The following is a 22,425-nucleotide window of genomic DNA, read 5'->3' on the forward strand; positions in this document are numbered from 1 at the left end:
CATGCTTCCTGCCAAAACTAGAAAAACTTAGCATCCGCTAAGTTCGGAAAAACGTTATACTCCAAACCCGCGGGCTCAGAACCTAGTTTTTGTAAAAGATTCGTTAATTAATAGTGAACGAATGTTAAATACTATACCATATTTTAACCCACTTGAAAACATTCATCAAATTTGAAGCAAAGTTTATGTTGGGAAAAAATTAATCTTTTCATAAGGCAAATGGTGATGATACAATGTATCTTCCGCGTGAATCCGCTTTCTCTCATGCGGCTAAAACAGGAAAACAAGGTGTAAAAGCCTGATAAAGGAGAACAACATGAAGGAAAGAATCTTATTTTTTGCAGCAGGGCTGCTTGTCCTCACGTTAGGTGTGGCGCTTATTATCAAATCTGCCCTCGGTGCCTCTGCATGGGATGCACTGGCAGTTGGCGAGTCCAATCTTTTCGGGCTGACCGTGGGGACTTGTGTATTCATAAATGGAATCGCTCTGATCATCATCAACTCTATATTATTGAAGAAAAAGCCGGAAATTCTGGCGGCAGGTACCATTCTGGTCATTGGTGCTTTGATCGATTTCTGGCTGCTGGCAGTGTTCAAGGACTTTTCTCCGGCCATGCTGTTAACCCAGTCCTGCACTTTGCTCTCAGGCATATTGACAATGGGTCTGGGGATCGCCGTCTATCTTCAGGCGAAGTTCCCGCCAAGCCCGATGGATACATTAATGGTCGCCGTTCATACCAGGTTTGGCCTGTCTTTAAGGATTTCCCGTATTGTCAGTGAAGGATTTGCCCTTGTTCTTGCATTCCTTTTCCAGGGAGCGATCGGCCCAGGAACAATTCTGGTCACACTGACACTTGGCCTTGTGGTGCAGTATTTCCACCCTAAGCTGGAATTACTGATGGCAAATGGGTTTAAGAGGGCTGCTGCTTAAATTAGCAGATTAGGAATGAGTGAATTATATTTTTTTACTGATTAATTCAATCGTTCAGCCAATAAAAGTCAAAAGGAAATTAAAGAAGGCCGCTCCCAAATGAGCGGCCTTCTTCTATAATTTATCAGACTCTGCTGTATTCCCTTACCTTCGCCTGTTCTTTTTCTAGCTCGGCACCGAGGAATTTGGCGGCTTCAAGCATGCCGTATTTGCCGGCTTTTGCCTCTGCGTCAGAATTATAATTTGTGTTTGTGTTGACATCATACGTATAAATATCCCCATTGGCATTTTTAATAAATTCAACGCCGGCGATTTGGATGCCGTTATTCTTGAGGAAGGTTTCATATTTTTCGATGATCGGGTCGTTGAAGCCTTCAATGATCTTAAACTTTGGCTTCTCTTCCACCTCTTCGCCAACCGGGCAGAACAGATCGCCGATTTGGCAGGCATCGGCCGGGCAAAGCTCAAAGCCTTCAGATGTATCAACCTGCACGGCATAAACGAATTTTCCGCCGACGAATTCACATCTGGTAATATATGATTCCGGTGAGTCAATATATTCCTGGATCAGTGTGATGCCATCGACAGGCTCTTCAAAATTCGGCCCTTCGACATATTCCCTTAATGCGTCCAGCGAATGGAACAGCTGTACACCAAGCCCTTTGCCTGCGCGGTTATGTTTCGTGATGAACGGTGCGCTGTCGAGCTTTACAGCCGCTTCAAGAATTTGATTTTTTCCGACAGCTGCTATTGTTTTCGGAGTGGCGATTCCTGCTGCATTCAGCGCTGTATATTGATTGACTTTGCTGACTTCCAGCCTTAAAGCGCGGCTTCCGTTGAAAACGGTGCGGCCATGATGTTCAAGCCATGAAAGGACTGACTCAGTTAGTTCGGGCGCAAATCGGTTCCCCCTTGTGTGGGAGGATGCGCTCATCCTGCTGTAGAAAATTCCTTCCGGAGGTACACCGGTAAGGTCAACAATTCCTTCATTCAAGAACCATTCCTCATAAGGAAGACCCAGCTCCTCCAGCCTTTTTGTCAAATGGGCCGTCCATTCGCTGTTTTCGTGAATGATGTGTATTTTGCTCATATGTTATCCCTCTTTTACTTTAAGATTTTCCTTTTGGCTTCAACGAGCGGCATGACTTTTTCTGAGAATCTCTGCATTTCCTCCAGCTGTGGGGAGAACTGAAGAAGGAGCAGATCGACGCCGGCTTCTTCATAGGCAAGAATCTGTTCAGCAATCTGTTCAGGGGTTCCAATCAGATTCGGCCTGAGGCCGCGGTTGGAAACGGAATAATCGTACAGCTTTACCTGCTGCTCGAGCTGTGATTTGCCGACAAAATCTTTGTAGCCTGCATAGCCGCTTGATTCCTTTACATTAGTGATGCGGGCAAGCTCTTCCTGTGCCTCTTCTTCTGTGTCACGGCAGACAATATAGGCAGCCATGCCAAACGATTTAAATGGCTCGTTTCCGCTTTCCTGCCTGCGCGCTCTCATATCATCGATTTTAGCTTTTACTTCTTCAACTGTCCCGCCGTGCATCACATAGGCATCACAGTGATTAACAATCGCTTCTTTGCCTCGCGGGCTTTCTCCGCCTGCATAAAGGATCGGATTCGGCCTTTGCACCGGCTTAGGGGACAAATGGGCATTTTTAATAGAATAATAGTTGCCGTCAAAATTAAAAGTCTCTTCTTCCCATAAACCTTTCATAACCTTGACGAATTCTTCTGTCCGGTCATAGCGTTCATCATGCTCTGTAAAGATGCCTGCATATTGGCGCGCCTCTTCCTCCCACCATGCCGATACGACATTCAGTGTAAAACGGCCATTGCTTATATGGTCGATATTACTTGCCATCTTTGCCGTTACGGCAGGATTATGGAAGCCGGGGCGGACAGCCGTCATAATTTCTATTTTCTCAGTCACCGCAGCAAGAGCGGCCGCTGTAGACCATGCTTCAAGCGAATCCTGCTCCGGGCCTTTAATATCGTTCAAGTAAAGTTCTGCTATTAATGTGGTATCATATCCCCACTTCTCTGCTGCCTGGATGACTTCTTTCGCATAGCTGAAGGTCGGGGGCATATTCTCATCTTCTACATTGCGCAGCCAGCCGCCAAAGATCGGCAGCCAAAATCCGTACTTCATCTGTCTCTTCTCCTCTCACTTGCACCTTGTTGTCAGCAATAAAAAAAACTTCCCCGATAAGAAGAAGTTTGATATGCCTCTATCTTATCTGCCAAAGCATTGCGCTTTGCTGGATTTAGCACCATTCTGACTAAGTCAGCGGCTGCCGGGTATCACAGGGCCAGTCCCTCCACCACTCTCGATAAGAAATATTCAATTGATTTCATAGTAATCCTACAACAAAGGTCGGCTTTCTGTCAACTGACTAGTCTAACTATTTTAAAAAATAATACTGCTTTTTTCTTTTTTCTACAAGCCCTATTTATCGTGTAAGCCTTTTTAGCGGAAACCATTCTGCGGGAAGCAATTTTTCATATCTTTTTTGAAGGAAGCGGTCATCAATCAGCAGGATTGTTCCTGTGTCTTCCTCTGAACGGATAAGGCGCCCGCCAGCCTGGGCTGCTTTATTGGCTCCCGGAAAAGTATACGCATAATCATAGCCGTTTTTTCCTGCAGACTGAAAGTGTTCCTTAATCAGATTGCGCTCCAGGCTCAACTGCGGAAGCCCAACACCAACAATGATGACACCGCCAAGCCGGGTTCCCTTCAAATTGATCCCTTCGGAGAAAATTCCGCCAAGCACTGCGAAGCCGAGAAGGCTTTCTGCAGGATCCTCCTCGAATGAAGACAGAAATTCTTCTCTTTCGCCTTCTTTCATCCCCTGTTCCTGTACCATCATCCTGATAGTGCTAGATTCTTTCATTTGTTCATGGATTTCCCTCATATATTGGTAAGACGGAAAAAAGATTAAGTAATTCCCGGGCCGTTCAGCTGCCAGCTTTTCTACCGATCGGATCAAAGCTTCACCTGTCGCGCTTCTGTCCTTATATCTAGTTGAAAGCGGCAAAGCAAGAACTTCTGCATTTTCTTTCGGGAACGGGGAAGGCAGTGACAGGGAATAATGATCCTCATTCCAGCCCAGCATGTTCTTGAAATAATCGAATGGCTGGAAGGTAGCCGAAAAAAAGAGTTTGCTGCGGAACCCCTTGCCCATTTTCTGGACAAGATCGGATGGATCTAAACAAAACAGGTTGAGTACAACATCTTTACCGGACTTTTCTGTATAGATGACAAACCGCTCATCTGCCAGCCTTGATATCCTCAGGAAAGCCTGTACAGAAAAATAAGTATCAAGCAGCAGCTCCTGGCCCTCATCTCCCCTGCCGCTTATAAGCTCCTTTTCAGCGCAAAAGGCAAACTCCTCAAGGTGCTCCAGCAAATTTTCCGGCAGCTCTTCATGAATACGATAGCTCTCCTCCTTTAATTCTTTTTTGAAAGAGATGAAAACATCATTCATTCTTTTAGCTGCAGCATAAAGCGGCGGGGCTGTGTTTTTAAAAGCCCTTTTCAGTTGAAGAAAATTCTGCTTCCCAAGTCCCGCAGAAAACATCTCCCTCGCCCGGTCGACCAGATTATGCGCCTCATCGATCAGAAGGGCCGTCTTTTTCTTTCCTTCTGTATGAAGCCTTTTGAGGGACACCCGGGGATCAAATATATAATTGTAATCACATATGATAGAGTCTGCTGCATAGGCAAGCTCCAGGGAGAATTCAAACGGGCATACCGTGTGCTTCATGGCATATTTTTCAATAACAGTCCGGTCTATTGTGGTTTCATGGGAGAGAATATCGAGGACAGCTTCATTAATGCGGTCATAAAACCCATCAGCGAACGGACAATATTCTTTCCGGCAGACCGTCTGCTCCTGAAAACATATCTTGTCCTTGGCAGTAATGGTCACCGTGTGCATATGGAGGCCTTTCTGCTTCATCATCGAAAAAGCTTCTTCTGCCGCCTGCCTTGTAATTGTTTTGGCTGTAAGATACACGATCCTTGAAAGGAGTCCCTCTCCCATCGCTTTGATGGCGGGAAAAGATGTTGAGATGGTCTTTCCTGTCCCGGTTGGCGCCTGGGCAAACAAATCCTTTTCGTCCAGAATCGATTTGTACACCGCCTTTGCAAGCTTTCTCTGGCCCATTCTATAATCTGGAAAAGGGAATGGGAGGGCTTTAATGCTGCTGTCCCTTTTTTCCCGATGACTGAGCATGAGCCGGGCATAAGGATAAAAGTCTGCAATCAGCCCTTTCACATAATCTTCAAGGAATGCCAATGTTTCTACCTTCCTAAAGCGCTTTTCCTCTTCTGTATGGATTTGCAGATAAGTAAGCTGAACCGTGATTCTCCCGAGCCCCCGCTCTTTTGCAAGCATATAAGCATAGCATCTTGCCTGGGCCCAGTGCACGGGATGGGTGCCCTCATCAATGGCCGACAAATCCTTTGCCGTCGATTTGATCTCATCTATGACTAAATCCCCTTCCTCGTTAATAATCCCGTCACAGCGTCCCTCCAGCAGAAACTCAATCTCCTCATGCTGAATTGCTTCCTTCAAGAAGACCTCATGCTCATCTTCTTCTTTATAGGCTCCCTGAATTTTCCGGTGTGCTTTCGTTCCTTCTGCCATCGAAGAAGCTGCTGCAAATCCAGACTCAATGCTTCCGGAACGATATACATATTCCGCCAGGCTTCTGGCAGAAATTCTCCAGCTATTAGTCATCACAAGGTCTCCTTGCCATTTATAATAGAACCATTATAGCACATACGTTCCCGGAATCAGGCAAACAAAAAAGGCGGGATGGCCCCGCCCCTGTTAATTAATTATTTATATTCGTTTAGCTCCATAATAGGCTTTGCTCCAATAAGGATTGGACATAGAATCAATTTTAACGCCCTTGGAGCTTGATGCATGGATGAATTTGTTGCCTCCAAGGTAAAGGCCGACATGAGAAGGCCCTTTTTTATAGGTGCTGAAAAAAACGACGTCCCCTTTTTTCAGGCTTTTCTTTTGTACTGCTTGTCCTGTTTTATAAAGCTGCCCGGTAGTCCTGGGAATCTTTTTCCCGGCTTTGCTGTAAGTGAATCCGACAAGGCCTGAACAGTCAAAGCCCTTTGGCGATGTGCCGCCCCATTTATAAGGAACTCCTATGTATTTTTGGGCCACGGAAGCCGCAGAAGAACCATAGGAAGCCGCTTCTGTATTTTCTCCCCCAAACAATCCGGCAAAAAGCAGGCTAGTGCAAAGAAAAACGCATGTGATCAGCTTCTTCATGTTGTCCCCCAAGTAATTTTCTCTCTCTGTTTTTGTAATGAACTTAGTTTCTCACATGCTTCCTGCAAAATATTTTACATTATGATGTTTGTTATGTAACAAACAGGTTACAAATACTGACGTTTTTCGACCAACATGATTACAGAAAGCGGTTGCAATTTACCCAATCCCCCAATTTCTAAAGTGCATATACTGTCAAAAAAGGAGGTGTTTTTCATGCAGCAGCTTCCGCTTCTCTATCTTGCATGCATCCTGGCAGGGTACGCTTTGGTGAAAACAGCCGGGCTGGCTTTCGTGACAGGAGGTTTTGCCGCTTTTATCACTGCAGTTGGTGTATCAGCGATGATACTATTTGCAGCAGCCCTGCTTTTCCTTGGCTTGAAGGCATTGGTCGGCCGAAAGCATTAGTTTCAGTTCACCTGTAAAAAACAGAGACCAATGTTCTGGCCTCTGTTTACATACCAGCCTCTCCCTTTACAGCAGGAAAGCTGGCAAGTCTGATATTATGTTCATAAAAAATACCGGCTATTGCATGGCGCAGGCGGCTTTCATACTTTTGCTTGGTATCAAAATTCCTGACCGGGACCTCGATTAAAAACAGCATCGTATTATACCTGAAGTCAACAAGCCTTATTTCAGCAAGGTCGACTTTTAAATAGGCTGAAAAACAATCAGCCTCCTGAAGGACCGCCTCTTTCAGCAGCCTTTCAATCCTGCCTGTATCCTCTCCGAATTCCACGCTCAGCTCCACGGATGCCAGCATTTCCGATCCGGTCCGGTTTTTGATGATCTGTTCAATAAAATGCTGGTTTGGAACGATGAGCGTCCCCTCTTTGGCAGTCCTTACTATCGTGGAACGAAGCCGTATGCTTTCAATGGTTCCGATTTTATTATTGATCTCAATCAATTCCCCTACTTCTACGGGCCGTTCAAACAGGATGATGATGCCTGAAATGAAGTTGCCGGCGATATTCCTCATACCGAAGCCGATTCCGATCCCGAGCACCCCGAGCGCCGCCCCTGCCGCAGTAAGGTCAAGACCGACCGTTGTCAGGCTGACAGCAACTGCAGCTATCATGACCGCGTAATAGATGAAGCGGTTGAATGTATACCTCAGCCCCCTGTCGACATGATAATGTTCATAGACAGAAGATAGAATCTGCAGCGTTAAAACCCTGACAAACTTATTCGCCAGGGAAACAATGAGGAAGGCCGTAAAAATCAGCCGCAGTGAAACTTTAACATCCCCTGCCTGATAAAGCGTGTAATTCAGCCAATCCTGCGTTGCAAAAAAGTTCAAAAACAAAATCAGAGAAGCATAAAATGCCGCCCAGTTGAGGACTGAGAGCATGCCTTCCTTTGCTTCCGGCTGGGCCCATTGCCTTCTTGCAGCAAAAAATTGCAGGATGTATTTAAGGATCCAAATGGCCGAAAGCCAGGAGAAAAACTGAATATATTCTTGTCTTGATAGTTCTTTAAAGAAGTCCATCATCGTTCACCTTTATATCCTTTATTTCTCTTTGTATTCCTTATAGGGCCGGTTTCTAAACTGGGATGTTTTTTCAGCCGGCGAAAGAATGGGTTTGGAGCAAGCCGGCAAGGGATAAAAGGAAGGATAAAACTATAAAAGAAATTAAGGAATCCAGGGGGATTACATGTGGATTAAAAAACCGTTTTTTATGTATATAACAGGAGCCATCCTTGTATTGACTGTCATTTTTCTGCTGGGTAAGATCGATTGGTTTATCTGGCCTTTCCGGAAGCTTGTGGCCACCATTTTCTTTCCGATCCTGATATCGGGCCTTCTTTATTATATCCTCAGGCCAGTTATCCGCTGGCTGGGCGGCTATATACCGAAGACCGCTTCCATCCTTGTAGTATTCGCCACGCTGATTGGAGCCGGAACCGGAATATTTTATTACGGCGGAAGCCTGATAGCAGAACAGATCACCCAAATATCTGACTCTTTCCCGGATAAAATGGAAGACCTTAGTTCCGAGACCAAGGAGATGGTTGATAAGAACGACTTTGGCTTCCTTTCCTATGAGGAGATTGAGCAGAAGGTCCTTTCCTATTCGCAATCTTTCTTTAATACTGTCGGCAGCGATCTGACCGGGATCATTTCAGCCATAACCAGCATCGCTACCGTACTGGTTGTTGTTCCTTTCATTCTGTTCTATTTTTCAAAGGATGACGAAAAGCTCCGGCCAAAACTGCTCAAATGGATACCGGATGAACACAAAATAGAAGGCAACCGCATATTGCTGGATATTGACAAGACATTATCTACGTATATAATCGGACAATTCATCATCGCTTTTGCCGACGGGGTCCTGATGTATATCGGCTATCTGATCATTGGCCTCGATTATGCTCTGGTACTGGCATTGTTCGCAATGTTCCTGACTGTTGTTCCTTTTCTGGGGCCGCTGCTTGGCGTCATTCCCGCCATATTTGTCGGACTAATGCAGGACCCTTTCATGGTCGTCAAAATCCTGATTGTCCTTGCCGCGGTCCAGCAGCTGGAAGGCAATCTAATTACACCGCAGGTAATGGGAAAAAGGCTGAACATCCATCCGCTGACAGTCATTCTTCTCCTGCTGGTTGCCGGTTCCCTCTACGGGTTCATCGGCATCCTGGTGGCCATTCCATTCTATTCTGTCGTAAAGGTAATCGTGAGGGATTTCTGGAAGTTCTACCGGCTCCGCCATATAACGGGTTCCATTGGGAAAAAGAATCATTGAGAGCATTCAGCTTTAATTAAAAGAACCGCCTGGAGATACAGTCCAGGCGGTTTTACAGTTCATTTATAAGCGGCACTTTGGGACCTTAATAATCGTATGCCGGCAAATACACTTTTACCACAGTTCCCTGCCCCTCTTCACTTTCTACTTTTACTCTCCCATGATGGTCATCAGCGATTTTATAGCTTGTCATCAGGCCAAGGCCGGTCCCTTTCTCCTTGGTAGAATAGAAGGGCTCCCCTAGGTTTGCCAGTCTTTCTTCCGGAATGCCGCACCCGTTATCCTCGACGATGGCGCATATCTCCCCATCAGCCCTTCTGGTGCGGATAATGCTGATCCCCTTTTCTTCGATGGCATCAAGCGCGTTTTGAATGATATTGATAAAAAGCTGCTTAAGTGAATTTAGGTCTCCGAGCAGTTTGAAGCTAGCATATCCAGGCTCAAATACGAGCTCTTTGTTATTCATCAGCGCCTGCGGCATCATTAAATCAACCACATGCTTGATTAAATCATTCAAATCCAGAACTTCAACCTTCGTGCTGTGCGGCTTCGCCAGTGCAAGAAACTCTGTAATGATTCTGTCAATTCTGTTGATTTCATTAATAATGATGGAAGAGAAAGCAGGATTAAAGCTTTGATCAGTTGAGAAGAGCTGCATGAATCCCTTAATTGGTGTGAGGGGATTCCTTATTTCGTGGGCAACGGCGGCGGCCATCTGGCCGACTACCGCCAGCTTTTCAGACTTTCTCAGCAGTTCATTGGTTTCCATCCTTTGCTGGATGTCCCGGGATACAGACAAAAACTGAGCCCCGCTCTCATGGCCATAGTCACCCACCGCTTTAACATGTGACTCTATCCAGATGTAGCTTCCATCTTTCTTTTTTATTCTATGCGTAACCAAAACAGGCTCGCCGAATTTTTGTATCTGCTGATGTTTTCTTTTCACTTCTTCAATATCTTCAGGGTGTATGAGCTGAAAAGCGTTCAGCTTCAGCATTTCCTCCGGCTCATATCCCAGGATCCGCTTAACCGATGGAGACGCATATAAATACGTAATATCCTCTTTGTGCAGGATAATCAAATCAGAGATATTGTCTGCCAAAAGCCTGTAATTCTGCTCGCTTTCTTCCCTTTTCATTTTCATCTGCTTTTGTTCGGTAATGTCGACGACCTGACCGAACATATATTTATCATCCTCACGATCTCCTTTGACAAGGGACAGATTCAGCAAGCCAATCTTTTGTGAGCCATCTCTGCAGATATACCGCTTTTCCAATTCATATTCCGTCCGTTTTCCATTCAATATTTCTTTGCTAAGCTCCAAAACTTTTTTATATTCGTCCGGGAGGCTTACATCCTCAATAGTGATGCCGGCCCATTCTTCCATTGAGTAGCCGAGGAATTTGCAGAAAGCCTCATTGGCGATTACGTGATCTATACTTCCAATCACCACAGTCTGCGGGATTCTTGATTGATAAAACAGCTGCATAAACATGTTTGAGTTCTTCATTTTGCCTCCGATAAAGCTGAAAACGTTAATTCCATCTTACTAGAGTTTTCCTTTTTAATGCAATAAATATTGGCATACTCAAAAAACACTGTGATTTAATATTCGATTTTTTCCTAGTATAATGAGTAGGAGACCAAACAAATTTAGGAGTGATCTTTTGACTGAAAGCAAAGTAAAGCACACGGTAGATTTGATCAAAAAACTTGTATCCATTCCCAGTCCCTCCGGAAATACAAGTACAGTTATTTCGTTCGTGCAGGACTATCTCGAGCAGGTTGGCGTACAAACATACCAAAACAGGAAAGGCGGCCTGATTGCCACTCTTCCAGGAAAAGACGACAAGCAGCATCGTATGCTTACCGCTCATGTCGACACACTTGGGGCAATTGTAAAGGAAATCAAACCGAATGGCAGACTGAGAATTGATCTGATCGGAGGATTTACATACAACTCGATTGAAGGCGAATATTGCGAAATTGAAACATCAGGCGGGGAAAAATATACCGGCACCATCCTGATGAAGCAGACCTCTGTCCATGTGTATAAGGATGCGGCAAAGGCAGAAAGAAACCAGCAGAACATGGAAGTACGGATAGACGAAAAGGTTCACAGCAAGGATCAAGTGCTGGCTCTTGGAATAGAAGTCGGAGATTTTGTTTCCTTTGACCCCCGTGTACAGGAGACAGCTTCGGGATATATTAAATCCCGCCATCTGGATGATAAAGCAAGCGTAGCAATCCTGCTTCAGCTGATCAGAACGCTGAAGGAAGAGAATATTGAGCTTCCATACACCACCCACTTCCTGATCTCCAACAATGAAGAAATCGGCTATGGCGGAAACTCGAATATCACTCCTGAAACAGTTGAATACCTGGCTGTCGACATGGGCGCCATGGGTGAAGGCCAGTCCACGGATGAATATACTGTCTCCATTTGCGTAAAGGACGCAAGCGGCCCATATCATTACGGACTGAGGAAAAACCTCGTTAAGATTGCCAAGGAAAATAATATTGAATACAGGCTCGACATCTATCCCTATTATGGATCGGATGCTTCTGCTGCGATCCGCTCAGGCCATGACATTGTCCACGGACTCATCGGTCCCGGGATTGATTCGTCCCATGCCTATGAGAGGACACATCAGGCATCCCTTGACAATACCGCGAAGCTATTGTTCCACTATGTACAGTCAGATTTAGCATTATAAAAATGCAAAAGGAGGATGCCATTGCCGCATCCTCCTTTCTATTTTTCTTCAGGCGGCCTTTTCCCTCTCTGAAGCTCCCATATGCTTAGCCCGAAGTCATACTGTAGATGGGGATAATCCTTGAAGCTGCGCCAATCACCGCCCCATTCAAATCCGAGTCCCTTCGCTATTTCAACTACTTCATCCCAATCCGGGCGGGAGTTTCCATTTCCGTCGTATTCCATGTCCCAAATCACAGCCCCGTCGATTGATAATAAGGCAAAATCTATTGCCAGTCCGAAATTGTGATACGATTCCCCTCCTTTAGCATTCGTCACAATTTCACCTTCAGATGATCTCCCCTTTGCATAAAGCTCATCCTGCTCCTCTACGCTCCGGAAATCCTGAGTGATCACGATTTGGATTCCCTGATCGGCAGCCAGGCTAATCAGCTGATCTTTTTTAGCACGTACAATGGGATGGAGCCGGTCTGGAAGAGGGGCATTCTCATCAAAGCCGCTGTCTAACAGCCCTCCTAAGTCAGGTGCATTTATGTGATTTATATGGGTATAAAGATATCCGGCTAAACAACACAGCAAAATGATAAATATCCATTTTTTAAAAGACTGCAAGGATTCTGCACTTCCTTTTCCTTTAAAGCATCATTACATGATAAAAAAATAATTGTATTATAGATTTGCCAAACAAGCAAAATATAAAACAGGGTAAAAATCCCACGGAATGAACACCATTTGCAGCTATTAGGCATAAATTGCAATATTGGAGGTGCATCAATGGGAAAAAGTGAGAGGATATCCAATCTGGAGCATGGATTTAAACATTTGAAGGAAGAAGGCAATAGTCAAAAGGAAGGCATTAAAACCTTGAATCGGATCTTGCAGGAATTTCAAACAAAGCTTAAAAGCATAGAAGAAATATCAGCTCCAAAAGAACTGAATAAACCGGCTGGAAAGTCCGAAGCAGGGCAGGATACACAGCAAAAGCTGGCGGAACAAGATCAGAAGCTGATGGCCCAGGAACAGAAAATTCTAAAGCTGGAGGCACAGCTTGATAAGCTTTTAGAGGTAAAGGAATCCAAACAGACTTTGGATTCAACCATAGCAGTAAAGCTTAAAGACGATATCAATCAAGTAATTGGCAGCATGAGTACTATTCAACGAACGCTTGACGGACAGGTGGAAAAAGTCAAAGCACTGGAAGACGCATTCAGCCGTTTGGATGGTTTAGAAAGCCGCTTTGAAGATCTTCCCAATAACAGTACTATCAAACATAACTTGGAAGAAAAGCTATCTGATCAGGCGCAATTGCTTAATGATCTTCAGGAACAGATTGCCCGGCTGTCAGACCAGGATTCAGTATTAAAGGCTGCCTTGGGATCATTGGATAACTTAGAGCTGATAGAGAATGATATTGCCGGACTCCAAAGGAATTTTGCGGAGCTGAATGCAAAACAGAGCAGCCTTTCTAAAAAAATTCAGCATGAGGAAGCAAAAGAAGATTCCCAGGATGAGAAGATTGCAGAACTCAGAGAAGAAATCTCCGGGATAGAAACCCATATCCGAGACACAAAGCATCAGCTCCATTCTATTCCTGAAAATATAAAGGGTAAACTGACTGAATTGAGCTCTTTCAACCATGATCTTAAAGAAAAACTTGAAAGTCATCATATGCTTTACAGTAAATTAGAAGAGCAGATCTACCAGCTGTCAGAGCAGGGCTCGGTTTTGGAGGCTAAGGTGGGATCCTTCGACAACCTGGAACAGCTGGCGAGCGATATTGCCGGACTCCAGAGGAATTTTGCGGAGCTGAATGAAAAACAGCGGAGCATCTCTGAGGTATTACAGAATGAACAAGCAAAAGAAGAGTTCCAGAAGGAAAAACTCGAGGCGCTTGCTGAAGAGCTTCAGCGAGTCGCCGAAATGGAAACAGATTACCTAGAAAAGCAGCGGGACTTCCAGTCTATTATTGAGAAAATAGAAAATAGATTAGCTGATGTCAGCTCGGATAACCATAAACTGGAATCTGAACTTAAGGAACAGATCTCCCAGTTAACAGAACGGGATTCAGCTATAGAAGCTCAGCTCGAAAAACTGGAGCAGCCTGGGATGCTGGCAAATGATGTTGAAGGTCTGCAAAAGGGGTTTGCGGAGCTTCGTCAACAGCAAAGCATACTTTCTGAGAGAATCCAGAAAGAAGGAGCAAAAGGAGATAAACTGGAGAAAAAAATAAATGATTTAGTAAAGATGCAAACCGCAATAAAAGAAGCGGAAAAATCAATAAGCCAGTTGGCTCACAAGCTGCAATTGCATTCTAAGGCTATAAAGGAATTAGACCCTATTTTAACCAGCCAGCAGGAAGAGTTCAGCAGCTATAAAAACATTCTCAATGAATTTAAAGAAGAGCTGGCTGGCCAGAAGCTCACTGTAACTAATTTGGCAAGGAACGAGCAGTCAATCATTGAGGACATGGAGGAATTAGAATCGAGTTTTTCAGAAAAATTCCATAGTCATGTTTTACTGATAGAAGAACTCCAGCATGTCATTGAACATCATTCCCTTTCCGAAAAGGATTTTCAGGAAGAAATGAAGGTCAGCACACAAAGCCTGGAGGAAAGCAGCCTGAAGATATTAGGCGATCTGCAAATGATTGAGAACGATTATAAAAAAGTGAATGAAGAACTGATGAAGAAGATTGAAGTAATGGAAAAGCAAATCCGCAAACATAGATATTCCCATTATAACAGCAGAACGAGATGAATATCATGAGTGATCATGGATAAATTATCAGTACAAAAGCCAGCCGATTTCTACCGGCTGGCTTAATCTCAATGCATGCATTTTACTGCGTTTCTTTGAAGACAGATTTTAAATAACTCTTATTATGCAGGACGAGCGGATTCTCCGGTATATAGGCGGATGCTTGTTCAATGTGCTGCTGTGCCTTCTGAAAGTTTCCTTGCATGGCAAAGCACACACACAGCTGAAGATGCGGAAGCCATGTCCTGCAGGCATGGTTGACGATCCCTGGCGGCTCCGGCCTTCCAGCAGCCTTAAGGGCTTCTGAGTACCAGTAAACAGCCGCTTCGAGTCTGCCCTGCTGCAGAAAATCATAACCGAGCCTGCAGCAGAACTCCTCTCTTGGAATGCCATACTCAAATGATTTGAATATCCATTTCCTCATTTTCTCCAGATCATTCAAATAGTGATAACAGTCTGCCAGCTTGCTGCAGGCAGCAATATGATCCTCGATCCAGCCCTCCCCTCCTGCCAGGAAAGCTTCATAGTTCAGGATGGCCTTTTCGTACATGCCGTGGTCAAAGCATTCATTTGCATAATAAAACTGATCCCTTGGAGAGAGGTGTTTATCCTCTTTGATCATTTTTTCATAGATGTCGAGATTGCGATAGGATTTCTCTTGTTTGGCAGATTTATGGGTAACTGATATTTCACTGTGTAATATATGGCCGGATACCTCCAGATACTCATGGACCGCCCCATGCCACTTGAAACCCCTCTCCCTTTTCACTAACCGGTGTCTAGTAAGGGTATAGGCGGGATTTCCGTCAGCATCCTCTGCTAAAAGATAATTCATGGATACAGCATCCACAGCTTTGCTAAGGCTTTCCTTCAAAAGCAGGAACTTTTTCCTGTCATCTTCTTTTATTACATCATCAGCATCCAGCCAGAGTATATACTCTTTTGCGGCTTTGCTGAAAGAATAGTTGCGTGCTCTGGCAAAATGGTCCTCCCAAGGGTAATCAAAGATTTTGTCAGTATATTGGCCGGCGATTTGCTTTGTTTTGTCTTTGGACCCTGTATCGACAATAACGATTTCATCCGCTATCCCGCTGACCGAATCCAGGCAGCGCTCCAAAACTTTTTCTTCATCTTTGACAATCAAGCATAAGCTTATTGAAACCAAGAAGTCACCTCCCATTATGACCTTACACAGGCAGCCTTGCATGCAAGGCCCTTGATGAAGCAGAAGCTGAGGCAATGCTGCTTATTGAGGTTATTTGGATGGTAACTGTGTAGGTATAAGTGCCTGCCCCCGGAGCATCTGCCCAGATCGTCACAGGATTCAATCCCGCAGTGATTATGGTGGCGCCCGGTTTAGATGCTCCACCCGCCAATCTTAGTTCATTTAACAAGGTCCCGTTCCGGCGGAGTCTCTGCACTGCCTCATAGGCGTATTGAGCGCTTCCCGGGGAAGTAAGAATGCTTAAGTTGGTGAAAGCCTCAAGCTGGATGGTCTGTGCAGCAGCTGCAGAGAGGGTTAGCGTGTTCACTGTCGTTTCCGTTTCCAAAGGAATGGCCAGCGTTGTTTGAAGCAGGTTCACTGCCAATGCCGTACCTGGCCCTGCAGGTCCGGCCGGTCCTGTTGGACCAGCCGGGCCCTGTAACCCCTGCGGCCCTTGAATTCCTTGCGGGCCTGTTGCCCCGGTTGGACCGGTTTGACCGGCTGGCCCAGTACTTCCCTGAGGCCCCTGCAATCCCTGCGGCCCTTGGATTCCCTGCGGGCCGGTCGCGCCGGTCGGGCCAACGCTGCCTTGCTGGCCCTGTATTCCCTGTGGGCCTGTCGGGCCTGTTGGTCCCGCTATCCCTTGCGGTCCTTGCACACCAGCAGGACCTTGGATTCCCTGGGAGCCGGTCGGGCCTGTCGGACCTCCTGGACCAGTAGGGCCTGTCACTCCTTGCAGACCTTGAGGCCCCTGGATTCCCTGCGGACCTGTACCGCCGGTCGGACCCTGGATCCCTTGTGGCCCCTGAAGGCCTTGCGGGCCCGTCGGACCGCCAGCGCCTGTCGGTCCTGTCGGACCCTGCACTCCCTGAGGTCCTTGTTCACCCTGCGGTCCGGCCGCCCCGGTTGCCCCAGCAGGGCCTTGCGGGCCGGTTATTCCTTGCAGGCCAGTCGGTCCTGTTGCCCCCTGTGGCCCTTGAGGTCCCTGGAGCCCTTGAGTTCCTTGTGGCCCGGTCGGCCCCTGGAGCCCTTGTGGCCCGGTCGGCCCCTGGAGCCCTTGTGGCCCTTGAGGTCCTTCCTCTCCTTGCGGGCCGGTCGGACCTATATCCCCCCGGATTCCCTGGGGGCCCTGAACTCCTTGGGGACCTTGTTGACCTTGGGCTCCTGTAGACCCGGTAGGGCCTTGAATCCCTTGGGGTCCTTGGATGCCCTGGGGGCCCAGGTTGCCGGTAGGTCCCAGGGGCCCTGCCGGACCCTGGATCCCCTGGAGGCCCTGGGGCCCGGTTGGCCCGGCTGGTCCCTGGGGACCCGGAACACCCTGGACGCCCTGAGGCCCGGTGGCACCTGCCGGACCCTGAGAACCTTGAGGCCCCTGGATTCCCTGGAGGCCTGTTGCGCCTGTCGCCCCCTGCGGTCCTTGCAAACCCTGGGTCCCCTGTGGCCCTGTATTGCCTGTCGGTCCCTGTAATCCCTGAGGGCCGGCAGGTCCTTGAATGCCTTGTGGCCCTGCTCCCCCTTGAGGTCCAGGAGGACCAGCAGGTCCAATTTCTCCCTGGACACCCTGTAACCCTGGATTTCCTTGCGGACCTGGAGGTCCCGCCGGCCCTTGAATCCCCTGGATTCCCTGGGGGCCCTGCGGACCAGCAGGACCAGTGGACCCTGTCCCCGGAGGGCCTTGAGGCCCTGTCGCACCTGTTGCCCCTGCCGGCCCCCTTGGACCAGGGATACCTTGGTCTCCTGCCAGTACTTTACCAGTAAAACTGACCGGGCCGATGACTCTTGCAGCGCCGCCCGGAGCAGTGCCCGGGACAATTTCCACATTCATGGTATAGCCGTAATAGCCTGTTGGAACATTTGGATCAACTGATTGAAAGCTGATAGTCTGGTAGGTTCCTGCCGAAATATCAAATTCTACTTTCGTGGTGTAGATTAAGGCTGTGTCCCTGAAAATCGAAAACAACATATCAGGATTGCCTGCTGTAATTTGAAAGCCGACTGTAGCAATCAACTGGACAGGAAGGGGGGATGGTACATACTGTCCAAAACCAGCGAGCCTGATGCGTGAAGGCGAATTAGGTACTGGTCTGTTCAGTGACTCGCTGAAATTAGTCGGAATACTAAAGCTGAAAAAACGATCCATTTATCACACTCCCTTTTCGTTATGAAAGTAAAGGCAATCCTTCGGTTTGTTTCTTAGTGTCGTTGATAAAGTGGATTCGTTCGAGAAAAAGTTTTATAGATGACAGGAGCCTTGGAAGGGAAAAGAACAGGGAAAACTATTCCACTGTTTTTTCTGAAGAAGGATACTTTTAAAGCTTTTGAACATACTGGGGATTTGCCGTTATATAGTTCCCGCTTTTTAATTTGTACATCCTTGAACCATTGACCAGGATGGTTTCAACTACAGTAAACACCTCACCGGCCTTTACAATCCCTGCCCTGGCATTCCAATCAGGCCTGTCATAATACCAGAGTTCTGCAGCCTTCACCTTTATCAGAAAGGTATCTGGTGGAGGAGGTCCAGTGCTTTTCCTTTTAAAACCGAAAGCAGAAGCCAGGCCTTCTGCATGGCCCCGGGCTATCTTTTCAATCGAGGCCGCCTGCTTTAATTTAGCTGCATCGCCCGCATGATCGATAAAGCCGTTTTCCGTCAATAAGGCAGGCATAGCAGATTCTCTCAGTACATGAAAATCCGCCTGTTTTTTGCCGCGGCTGCTGAAAATGCCCTGCTTGATCACCTGATCATGAATGATATTCTGATAGTTTACAGTAGCCTGTCCTGCTCCTGGATAGATATAGGTTTCAAAGCCCGTACCGCCGCCTGCATTAATATGCACTGATAAATAAAAGTCAGCTCCCCAGGCATTGGCGGAGTCTGTTCTTTGCTTCAAAGAAACCGTCTGATCGGAAGCCCTGCTCATCCTGATTTCTGCTCCGGTATATTCATCTAATAGGATACTCCTTATGCGTGCTGCAATTTGAAGAGTCAGTTTTTTTTCTTGAAGGCCATTTCCGGACGCACCTGCGTCTGTTCCTCCATGACCAGGGTCTATAAAGATTTTTGTCACCTTTCATCACCTCTATATAATTTATGTTTTTTTTAACCCAAAGCTTGTACATTTGACAAGGGAGAAACGCCTCTTTATTGAGGTGAAGCGCCCACTCTTTACAGGTTACTCTCTTTAATGAAAGCCGCTTTAAACTGACGTTTAAAACGGCTTCACAAAATTTCCTATAAGTTGCTCTTCTCCTTCAGATAGCACAGTATCTTTTGAACAGATTCATTAATCCCCTCCAAGTCGGAGCGAATAATGATTTCTGGTGCATCCGGCGGTTCATAGGGCGCCGTTATCCCGGTAAAGGAGTGGATGGCGCCTTTTTTTGCTTTCTGGTACAATCCTTTGGGGTCTCTTGCTTCACACACTTCCAGCGGACAATCGACATACACTTCGATGAATTCACCTTCTTCTGCCAGGCTTCTGACAAGACTGCGGTCCGCTTTGTACGGGGAGATGAAGCTTGCCAGAACAATCAGGCCTGCATGAGCCATAAGGCGGCAAACCTCCCCGATCCTGCGGATGTTCTCCTTCCGGTCCTTTTCTGAGAATCCCAGGTCCTTGTTAAGTCCAAATCTGGTATTATCTCCGTCCAATAGAAAAGTAGAATACCCTTCTTTATGAAGCCTGGCTTCAAGGGCATTGGCAATGGTTGACTTTCCTGATCCCGATAAGCCCGTAAACCAGAGGATCATACTTTTATGCCCATGGAGGGCCTGGCGGTCTTTCTTCGTCACCTGGAAATCATGCCAGTATATTTCTTTCACCTGCACACCTCCCTTCTATCAAGGTTTCATTGTGAGATCCCAAAACAACGGAATCAGAAGCACGGCTGCAAACATAATAATCAGATTGAGCGGAATCCCGGCCCTCAGAAAATCCTTAAAGGTGTATCCGCCTGAGCTGTATACAATGAGATGGGTCTGATAGCCGACAGGTGTAGCGAAAGCTGCCGAGGCGGCAATGGCAACAGCCATAGCATATGGCTCCGGATTCAGGGACATGCTATCAGCAATCGAAAACACGATTGGGAGAACAGTGATGGCAGCCGCACTGTTGGTTATCATTTCCGTGACTATATTGGTCAGCATATAAATGCCGATCAGTATGACAAAAGGGCCCAGATGACTAAATTGAGCAATGAATCCAGCCATGAGCCCCGGAAGGCCCGAATTCTCGATCCCCTCTGCGATGCCAAATGCAGCACCGATCATAATGATCAGCTTCCAATCAATCGCTTGTATAGCCTTTTCAATTGTCATGCATCGCAGAAGCAGCAACAAAACAACAGCGGCCAGCGAGGCTGTCAGCATCGTAGTTATATTGCACAGTACAAGCAGGAACATTGTGGTTAATACGGCAGGAGGAACCCATGGCCTGATCCTGCCCAGCCGTTCGTCTGATGAAGGAAGGAGAAAGAAGTCCGCTGAACCTTCCCCGATCCTTCTAAAGTGGCTTCCAGCCAAAACCATCAGGATATCTCCAGGCTTTAATTTGATTTCACCAATTTTCTCATCCAGCATCATGCCGCTGCGGTAAACACCAATCACCACAGCCACATATCTGCCCCGGAAATTCTCCTTTTTAAGCGTCTTCCCGGAAAATGAAGAATTCCTTGCGATGACTGCCTCCACTACTTCCAGCCGGCCGTTTTTCAGTTCTCCAAGCTTTACCCGTTCATGCTCTGCAGCACCTTTATCGGCTAATGCCAAGATTTCAGCGGGTCCAGGCTCTTTACCTGTGAATATCAACAAATCATCTGCTTTTAGAGTTTCTCCTCCTGACACAGGAAAAATCTTTTCGCCATTGCGGATAATGGCTATCAGATACATGCCCGTCAGATTCCTCAGCTTCGCTTCGCTCACAGTGGCATTGATGATTTTTGCGGCGGGAGAAATTTTAAATGAGACCATCATTTTTTTATCAGGATGAAGATAGTCTTCTATATTCTCAATTCTGGCCGGGAGAAGCTTATCCCCCCATATCGCCAGGTAGCCCAGTCCTATGAACAGACATGGAAGACCTACCAGTGAAAATTCGAACAAGGAAAAGCCTGGCTGTCCTTTTTGGATGAGATAACCGTTTACGATAAGATTGGTGGAGGTACCAACAAGTGTACAAAACCCTCCTAAAATGGCTGCATATGAGAGAGGAATCAGATATTTGGAAGGCGCTTTTCCTGCTTTGACGGCCCATTGTTTAATGATTGGGGTAAAAAGGAGGACGAGAGGTGTATTGTTGACAAAAGAGGACAGGAGGCCGATCGGGAGCATGATTTTCCAAATGGTTTTCCGGTACGTGAGCTGCCTGCGCGAAAGAAACTGCTCCAGCAAGGCTGCCAGGCTGTTTTTCTGTATAGCAGAAACGGCAGCGAATAAAGCCGCTATCGTAATCAGTCCTTCGTTGGAAAAGCCGGCCAGCGCTTCAGCCGGTGAAATGATGCCAAATATCAGGAATACGAGCATTGCGGTAAAAATAATAACAGCCGGCTCCTGCCACTCGAATACCAGGGCTGCAAACATGATACCCATTATGAAAAGGGATAAGACCAGGAACATCACATGCCCTCATCCGGATCAATGCCACTCATCCCTTTAATAAGCACCTCAATAACCTCAGGCCGGCTGAATTCCTTTGGCGGCCTTTCACCATTTCTCAGCATTTCGCGTACCCTTGTCCCTGAAAGATGGGTCCTGTCCTCTTTCTTGTGAGGGCAGGTTTTGCCGGTAGCCATCCCCTCGCACCTCCGGCAATAAAAACTGTGCTCAAATTTCAGCGGGATGATGCCAAGCTCATCTAATTCAAATTGATCAAATAAGAGCTGTGCATCATAAGTGCCATAATAGTCACCGACTCCTGCATGATCCCGTCCGACAATGAAATGAGTGCATCCATAGTTTTTCCTGACTATGGCATGGAACAGGGCTTCCCTGGGCCCGGCATACCGCATGGACGCCGGGAAGGCGCTCAACACGACTCTTTCCCTCCGGTAATAGTGATCAAGCAGAACTTCATAGCTCTCCAGCCTGATCTTTGCTGAAATGTCATCGGCCTTCGTTTCTCCGATCAGCGGGTGCAGGAATAAGCCATCAACAATTTCAAGAGCCGACTTCTGGATATATTCATGGGCGCGGTGGATCGGATTCCTCGTTTGGAAGCCAACAGCCGTTTTCCAGCCCCTTTTTTTAAAAATCTCCCTTGTTTCATGGGGCGATTTCTGATATTGCTCATAATCGTTCTTTTCCGGAAGCCTTGTCATATAGATTGGACCGGCCAGATACACAGTTCCCCGGCTGAATAATTTTTTAACGCCCGGATGCTCCCGATCGTCGGTGCCAAATACGCTCCACGCTTCCTTAGCTTTATCTGGCCTGTAAATTTCAGTTATATGCATCATTCCGTATTTGGCATGCTGGCGGACCAGATTAATTTTGTCTCCTGGCTTCAAGCCTTCCGCTGTTCCTTCATCAACTGGCAGCGTTATGGGGATGCTCCAGACCAGCCCGTTTTTCAGCCTCATCCTTTCTAAAACCGAATGATATTCCCTTGAATCCATAAAACCAGTTAATGGACTGAAAGCCCCTGTTGCGATGCATTCAAGATCTGTCAGTGCCATCTCATCGATTTCAATATTTCGGCCTGCCTGCCAGCCGCAATGCGGCTGAAGGCGGTCAACCAGCTTTCCCCCATGGGGTATGCTTTTCATTTGTCCGCTCCTTCC

18 protein-coding genes and 1 riboswitch are annotated in these 22,425 nt (G+C 46.7%); of the genes, 5 read left to right on the top strand and 13 right to left on the bottom strand.

Annotated features, from left to right (window positions below):
• Nucleotides 1–316: 316 nt before the first annotated feature.
• Entirely contained in the window at nt 317–931 is a 615-nt protein-coding gene (locus ACQCVH_RS12990; protein WP_426836083.1) for a YczE/YyaS/YitT family protein, read from the top strand.
• 124 nt (nt 932–1,055) lie between these two features.
• Here ACQCVH_RS12990 and ACQCVH_RS12995 read toward each other — a convergent pair whose 3' ends face one another.
• From ACQCVH_RS12995 to ACQCVH_RS13010, 4 genes are all read right to left on the bottom strand, one after another.
• Entirely contained in the window at nt 1,056–2,021 is a 966-nt protein-coding gene (locus ACQCVH_RS12995) for an ATP-grasp domain-containing protein (RefSeq protein WP_426836084.1), read from the bottom strand.
• Between the two features lie 14 nt (nt 2,022–2,035).
• On the bottom strand, nt 2,036–3,082 hold the full coding sequence (locus tag ACQCVH_RS13000; protein WP_426836085.1) for an LLM class flavin-dependent oxidoreductase: 1,047 nt from the start codon (nt 3,080–3,082) through the stop codon (nt 2,036–2,038).
• Between the two features lie 81 nt (nt 3,083–3,163).
• Nucleotides 3,164–3,270: riboswitch (SAM riboswitch) on the bottom strand.
• Between the two features lie 113 nt (nt 3,271–3,383).
• Nucleotides 3,384–5,675, bottom strand: a complete 2,292-nt coding sequence (locus ACQCVH_RS13005) for a helicase C-terminal domain-containing protein (RefSeq protein ID WP_426836086.1) — start codon at nt 5,673–5,675, stop codon at nt 3,384–3,386.
• A 105-nt stretch (nt 5,676–5,780) separates the two neighbouring features.
• Nucleotides 5,781–6,227 carry a C40 family peptidase gene (locus tag ACQCVH_RS13010; protein WP_426836087.1) on the bottom strand — a complete coding sequence of 149 codons (447 nt, stop codon included), beginning with the start codon at nt 6,225–6,227 and terminating at the stop codon, nt 5,781–5,783.
• Nucleotides 6,228–6,443: 216 nt separating this feature from the next.
• Between ACQCVH_RS13010 and ACQCVH_RS13015 the strand changes: the two genes are divergently transcribed.
• On the top strand, nt 6,444–6,635 hold the full coding sequence (locus tag ACQCVH_RS13015; protein ID WP_426836088.1) for a hypothetical protein: 192 nt from the start codon (nt 6,444–6,446) through the stop codon (nt 6,633–6,635).
• Between the two features lie 46 nt (nt 6,636–6,681).
• Here the strand turns inward: ACQCVH_RS13015 and ACQCVH_RS13020 are convergent, their stop codons facing one another.
• Nucleotides 6,682–7,716 (bottom strand): mechanosensitive ion channel family protein, encoded by a 1,035-nt coding sequence (locus ACQCVH_RS13020; protein WP_426836089.1) that lies wholly within the window; start codon nt 7,714–7,716, stop codon nt 6,682–6,684.
• Nucleotides 7,717–7,882: 166 nt separating this feature from the next.
• Here ACQCVH_RS13020 and ACQCVH_RS13025 point away from each other — a divergent pair, with 166 nt between their 5' ends.
• Nucleotides 7,883–8,971 carry an AI-2E family transporter gene (locus ACQCVH_RS13025; protein WP_426836090.1) on the top strand — a complete coding sequence of 363 codons (1,089 nt, stop codon included), beginning with the start codon at nt 7,883–7,885 and terminating at the stop codon, nt 8,969–8,971.
• Between the two features lie 85 nt (nt 8,972–9,056).
• On the opposite strand, the gene ACQCVH_RS13030 is transcribed toward ACQCVH_RS13025, so the two are convergent.
• Nucleotides 9,057–10,481, bottom strand: a complete 1,425-nt coding sequence (locus tag ACQCVH_RS13030; protein ID WP_426836091.1) for a PAS domain S-box protein — start codon at nt 10,479–10,481, stop codon at nt 9,057–9,059.
• Between the two features lie 157 nt (nt 10,482–10,638).
• On the opposite strand from ACQCVH_RS13030, the gene ACQCVH_RS13035 reads away from it, so the two are divergent.
• Nucleotides 10,639–11,688, top strand: coding sequence for a M42 family metallopeptidase (locus ACQCVH_RS13035; protein ID WP_426836092.1), 1,050 nt, complete (start codon nt 10,639–10,641; stop codon nt 11,686–11,688).
• A gap of 38 nt (nt 11,689–11,726) precedes the next feature.
• Here ACQCVH_RS13035 and ACQCVH_RS13040 read toward each other — a convergent pair whose 3' ends face one another.
• Nucleotides 11,727–12,221: a M15 family metallopeptidase gene (locus ACQCVH_RS13040; RefSeq protein ID WP_426836162.1), complete on the bottom strand. Its 495-nt coding sequence runs from the start codon at nt 12,219–12,221 to the stop codon at nt 11,727–11,729.
• Between the two features lie 240 nt (nt 12,222–12,461).
• On the opposite strand from ACQCVH_RS13040, the gene ACQCVH_RS13045 reads away from it, so the two are divergent.
• The gene (locus ACQCVH_RS13045) at nt 12,462–14,444 is read left to right on the top strand and encodes a hypothetical protein (RefSeq protein WP_426836093.1); all 1,983 of its coding nucleotides are present in this window, start codon (nt 12,462–12,464) and stop codon (nt 14,442–14,444) included.
• 82 nt (nt 14,445–14,526) lie between these two features.
• On the opposite strand, the gene ACQCVH_RS13050 is transcribed toward ACQCVH_RS13045, so the two are convergent.
• The 6 genes from ACQCVH_RS13050 to sat all read right to left on the bottom strand — a co-directional run bounded on the left by ACQCVH_RS13050 (nt 14,527) and on the right by sat (nt 22,410).
• A complete protein-coding gene (locus ACQCVH_RS13050) occupies nt 14,527–15,609 on the bottom strand; it encodes a tetratricopeptide repeat-containing glycosyltransferase family 2 protein (RefSeq protein WP_426836095.1) in 1,083 nt (360 codons plus the stop codon).
• A gap of 22 nt (nt 15,610–15,631) precedes the next feature.
• The gene (locus ACQCVH_RS13055) at nt 15,632–17,788 is read right to left on the bottom strand and encodes a collagen-like protein (protein WP_426836096.1); all 2,157 of its coding nucleotides are present in this window, start codon (nt 17,786–17,788) and stop codon (nt 15,632–15,634) included.
• A gap of 169 nt (nt 17,789–17,957) precedes the next feature.
• Nucleotides 17,958–18,716 (bottom strand): N-acetylmuramoyl-L-alanine amidase, encoded by a 759-nt coding sequence (locus tag ACQCVH_RS13060; protein ID WP_426836097.1) that lies wholly within the window; start codon nt 18,714–18,716, stop codon nt 17,958–17,960.
• Between the two features lie 164 nt (nt 18,717–18,880).
• A complete protein-coding gene (gene cysC, locus ACQCVH_RS13065; protein WP_426836098.1) occupies nt 18,881–19,477 on the bottom strand; it encodes an adenylyl-sulfate kinase in 597 nt (198 codons plus the stop codon).
• A gap of 12 nt (nt 19,478–19,489) precedes the next feature.
• A complete protein-coding gene (locus ACQCVH_RS13070; RefSeq protein ID WP_426836099.1) occupies nt 19,490–21,262 on the bottom strand; it encodes a sodium:proton antiporter in 1,773 nt (590 codons plus the stop codon).
• Nucleotides 21,262–22,410 (bottom strand): sulfate adenylyltransferase, encoded by a 1,149-nt coding sequence (gene sat / locus ACQCVH_RS13075; protein ID WP_426836100.1) that lies wholly within the window; start codon nt 22,408–22,410, stop codon nt 21,262–21,264. Before sat ends, ACQCVH_RS13070 begins: the two co-directional genes overlap by 1 nt.
• Between the last annotated feature and the right edge of the window lie 15 nt (nt 22,411–22,425).

The organism is Bacillus infantis, assembly GCF_050107595.1.
Classification (GTDB): Bacteria; Bacillota; Bacilli; order Bacillales; family Cytobacillaceae; genus Bacillus_AB; species Bacillus_AB infantis_C.

Bases quoted from the DNA above. Each gene is read 5' to 3' on its own strand.
- ACQCVH_RS13000 (WP_426836085.1), bottom strand. From the start codon at position 3,082: ATGAAGTACGGATTTTGGCTGCCGATCTTTGGCGGCTGGCTGCGCAAT.
- sat (WP_426836100.1), bottom strand. From the start codon at position 22,410: ATGAAAAGCATACCCCATGGGGGAAAGCTGGTTGACCGCCTTCAGCCG.
- ACQCVH_RS13020 (WP_426836089.1), bottom strand. From the start codon at position 7,716: ATGGACTTCTTTAAAGAACTATCAAGACAAGAATATATTCAGTTTTTC.
- ACQCVH_RS12990 (WP_426836083.1), top strand. From the start codon at position 317: ATGAAGGAAAGAATCTTATTTTTTGCAGCAGGGCTGCTTGTCCTCACG.
- ACQCVH_RS12995 (WP_426836084.1), bottom strand. From the start codon at position 2,021: ATGAGCAAAATACACATCATTCACGAAAACAGCGAATGGACGGCCCAT.
- ACQCVH_RS13015 (WP_426836088.1), top strand. From the start codon at position 6,444: ATGCAGCAGCTTCCGCTTCTCTATCTTGCATGCATCCTGGCAGGGTAC.
- ACQCVH_RS13045 (WP_426836093.1), top strand. From the start codon at position 12,462: ATGGGAAAAAGTGAGAGGATATCCAATCTGGAGCATGGATTTAAACAT.
- ACQCVH_RS13070 (WP_426836099.1), bottom strand. From the start codon at position 21,262: ATGTTCCTGGTCTTATCCCTTTTCATAATGGGTATCATGTTTGCAGCC.
- ACQCVH_RS13005 (WP_426836086.1), bottom strand. From the start codon at position 5,675: ATGACTAATAGCTGGAGAATTTCTGCCAGAAGCCTGGCGGAATATGTA.
- ACQCVH_RS13025 (WP_426836090.1), top strand. From the start codon at position 7,883: ATGTGGATTAAAAAACCGTTTTTTATGTATATAACAGGAGCCATCCTT.
- ACQCVH_RS13055 (WP_426836096.1), bottom strand. From the start codon at position 17,788: ATGGATCGTTTTTTCAGCTTTAGTATTCCGACTAATTTCAGCGAGTCA.
- ACQCVH_RS13010 (WP_426836087.1), bottom strand. From the start codon at position 6,227: ATGAAGAAGCTGATCACATGCGTTTTTCTTTGCACTAGCCTGCTTTTT.
- ACQCVH_RS13030 (WP_426836091.1), bottom strand. From the start codon at position 10,481: ATGAAGAACTCAAACATGTTTATGCAGCTGTTTTATCAATCAAGAATC.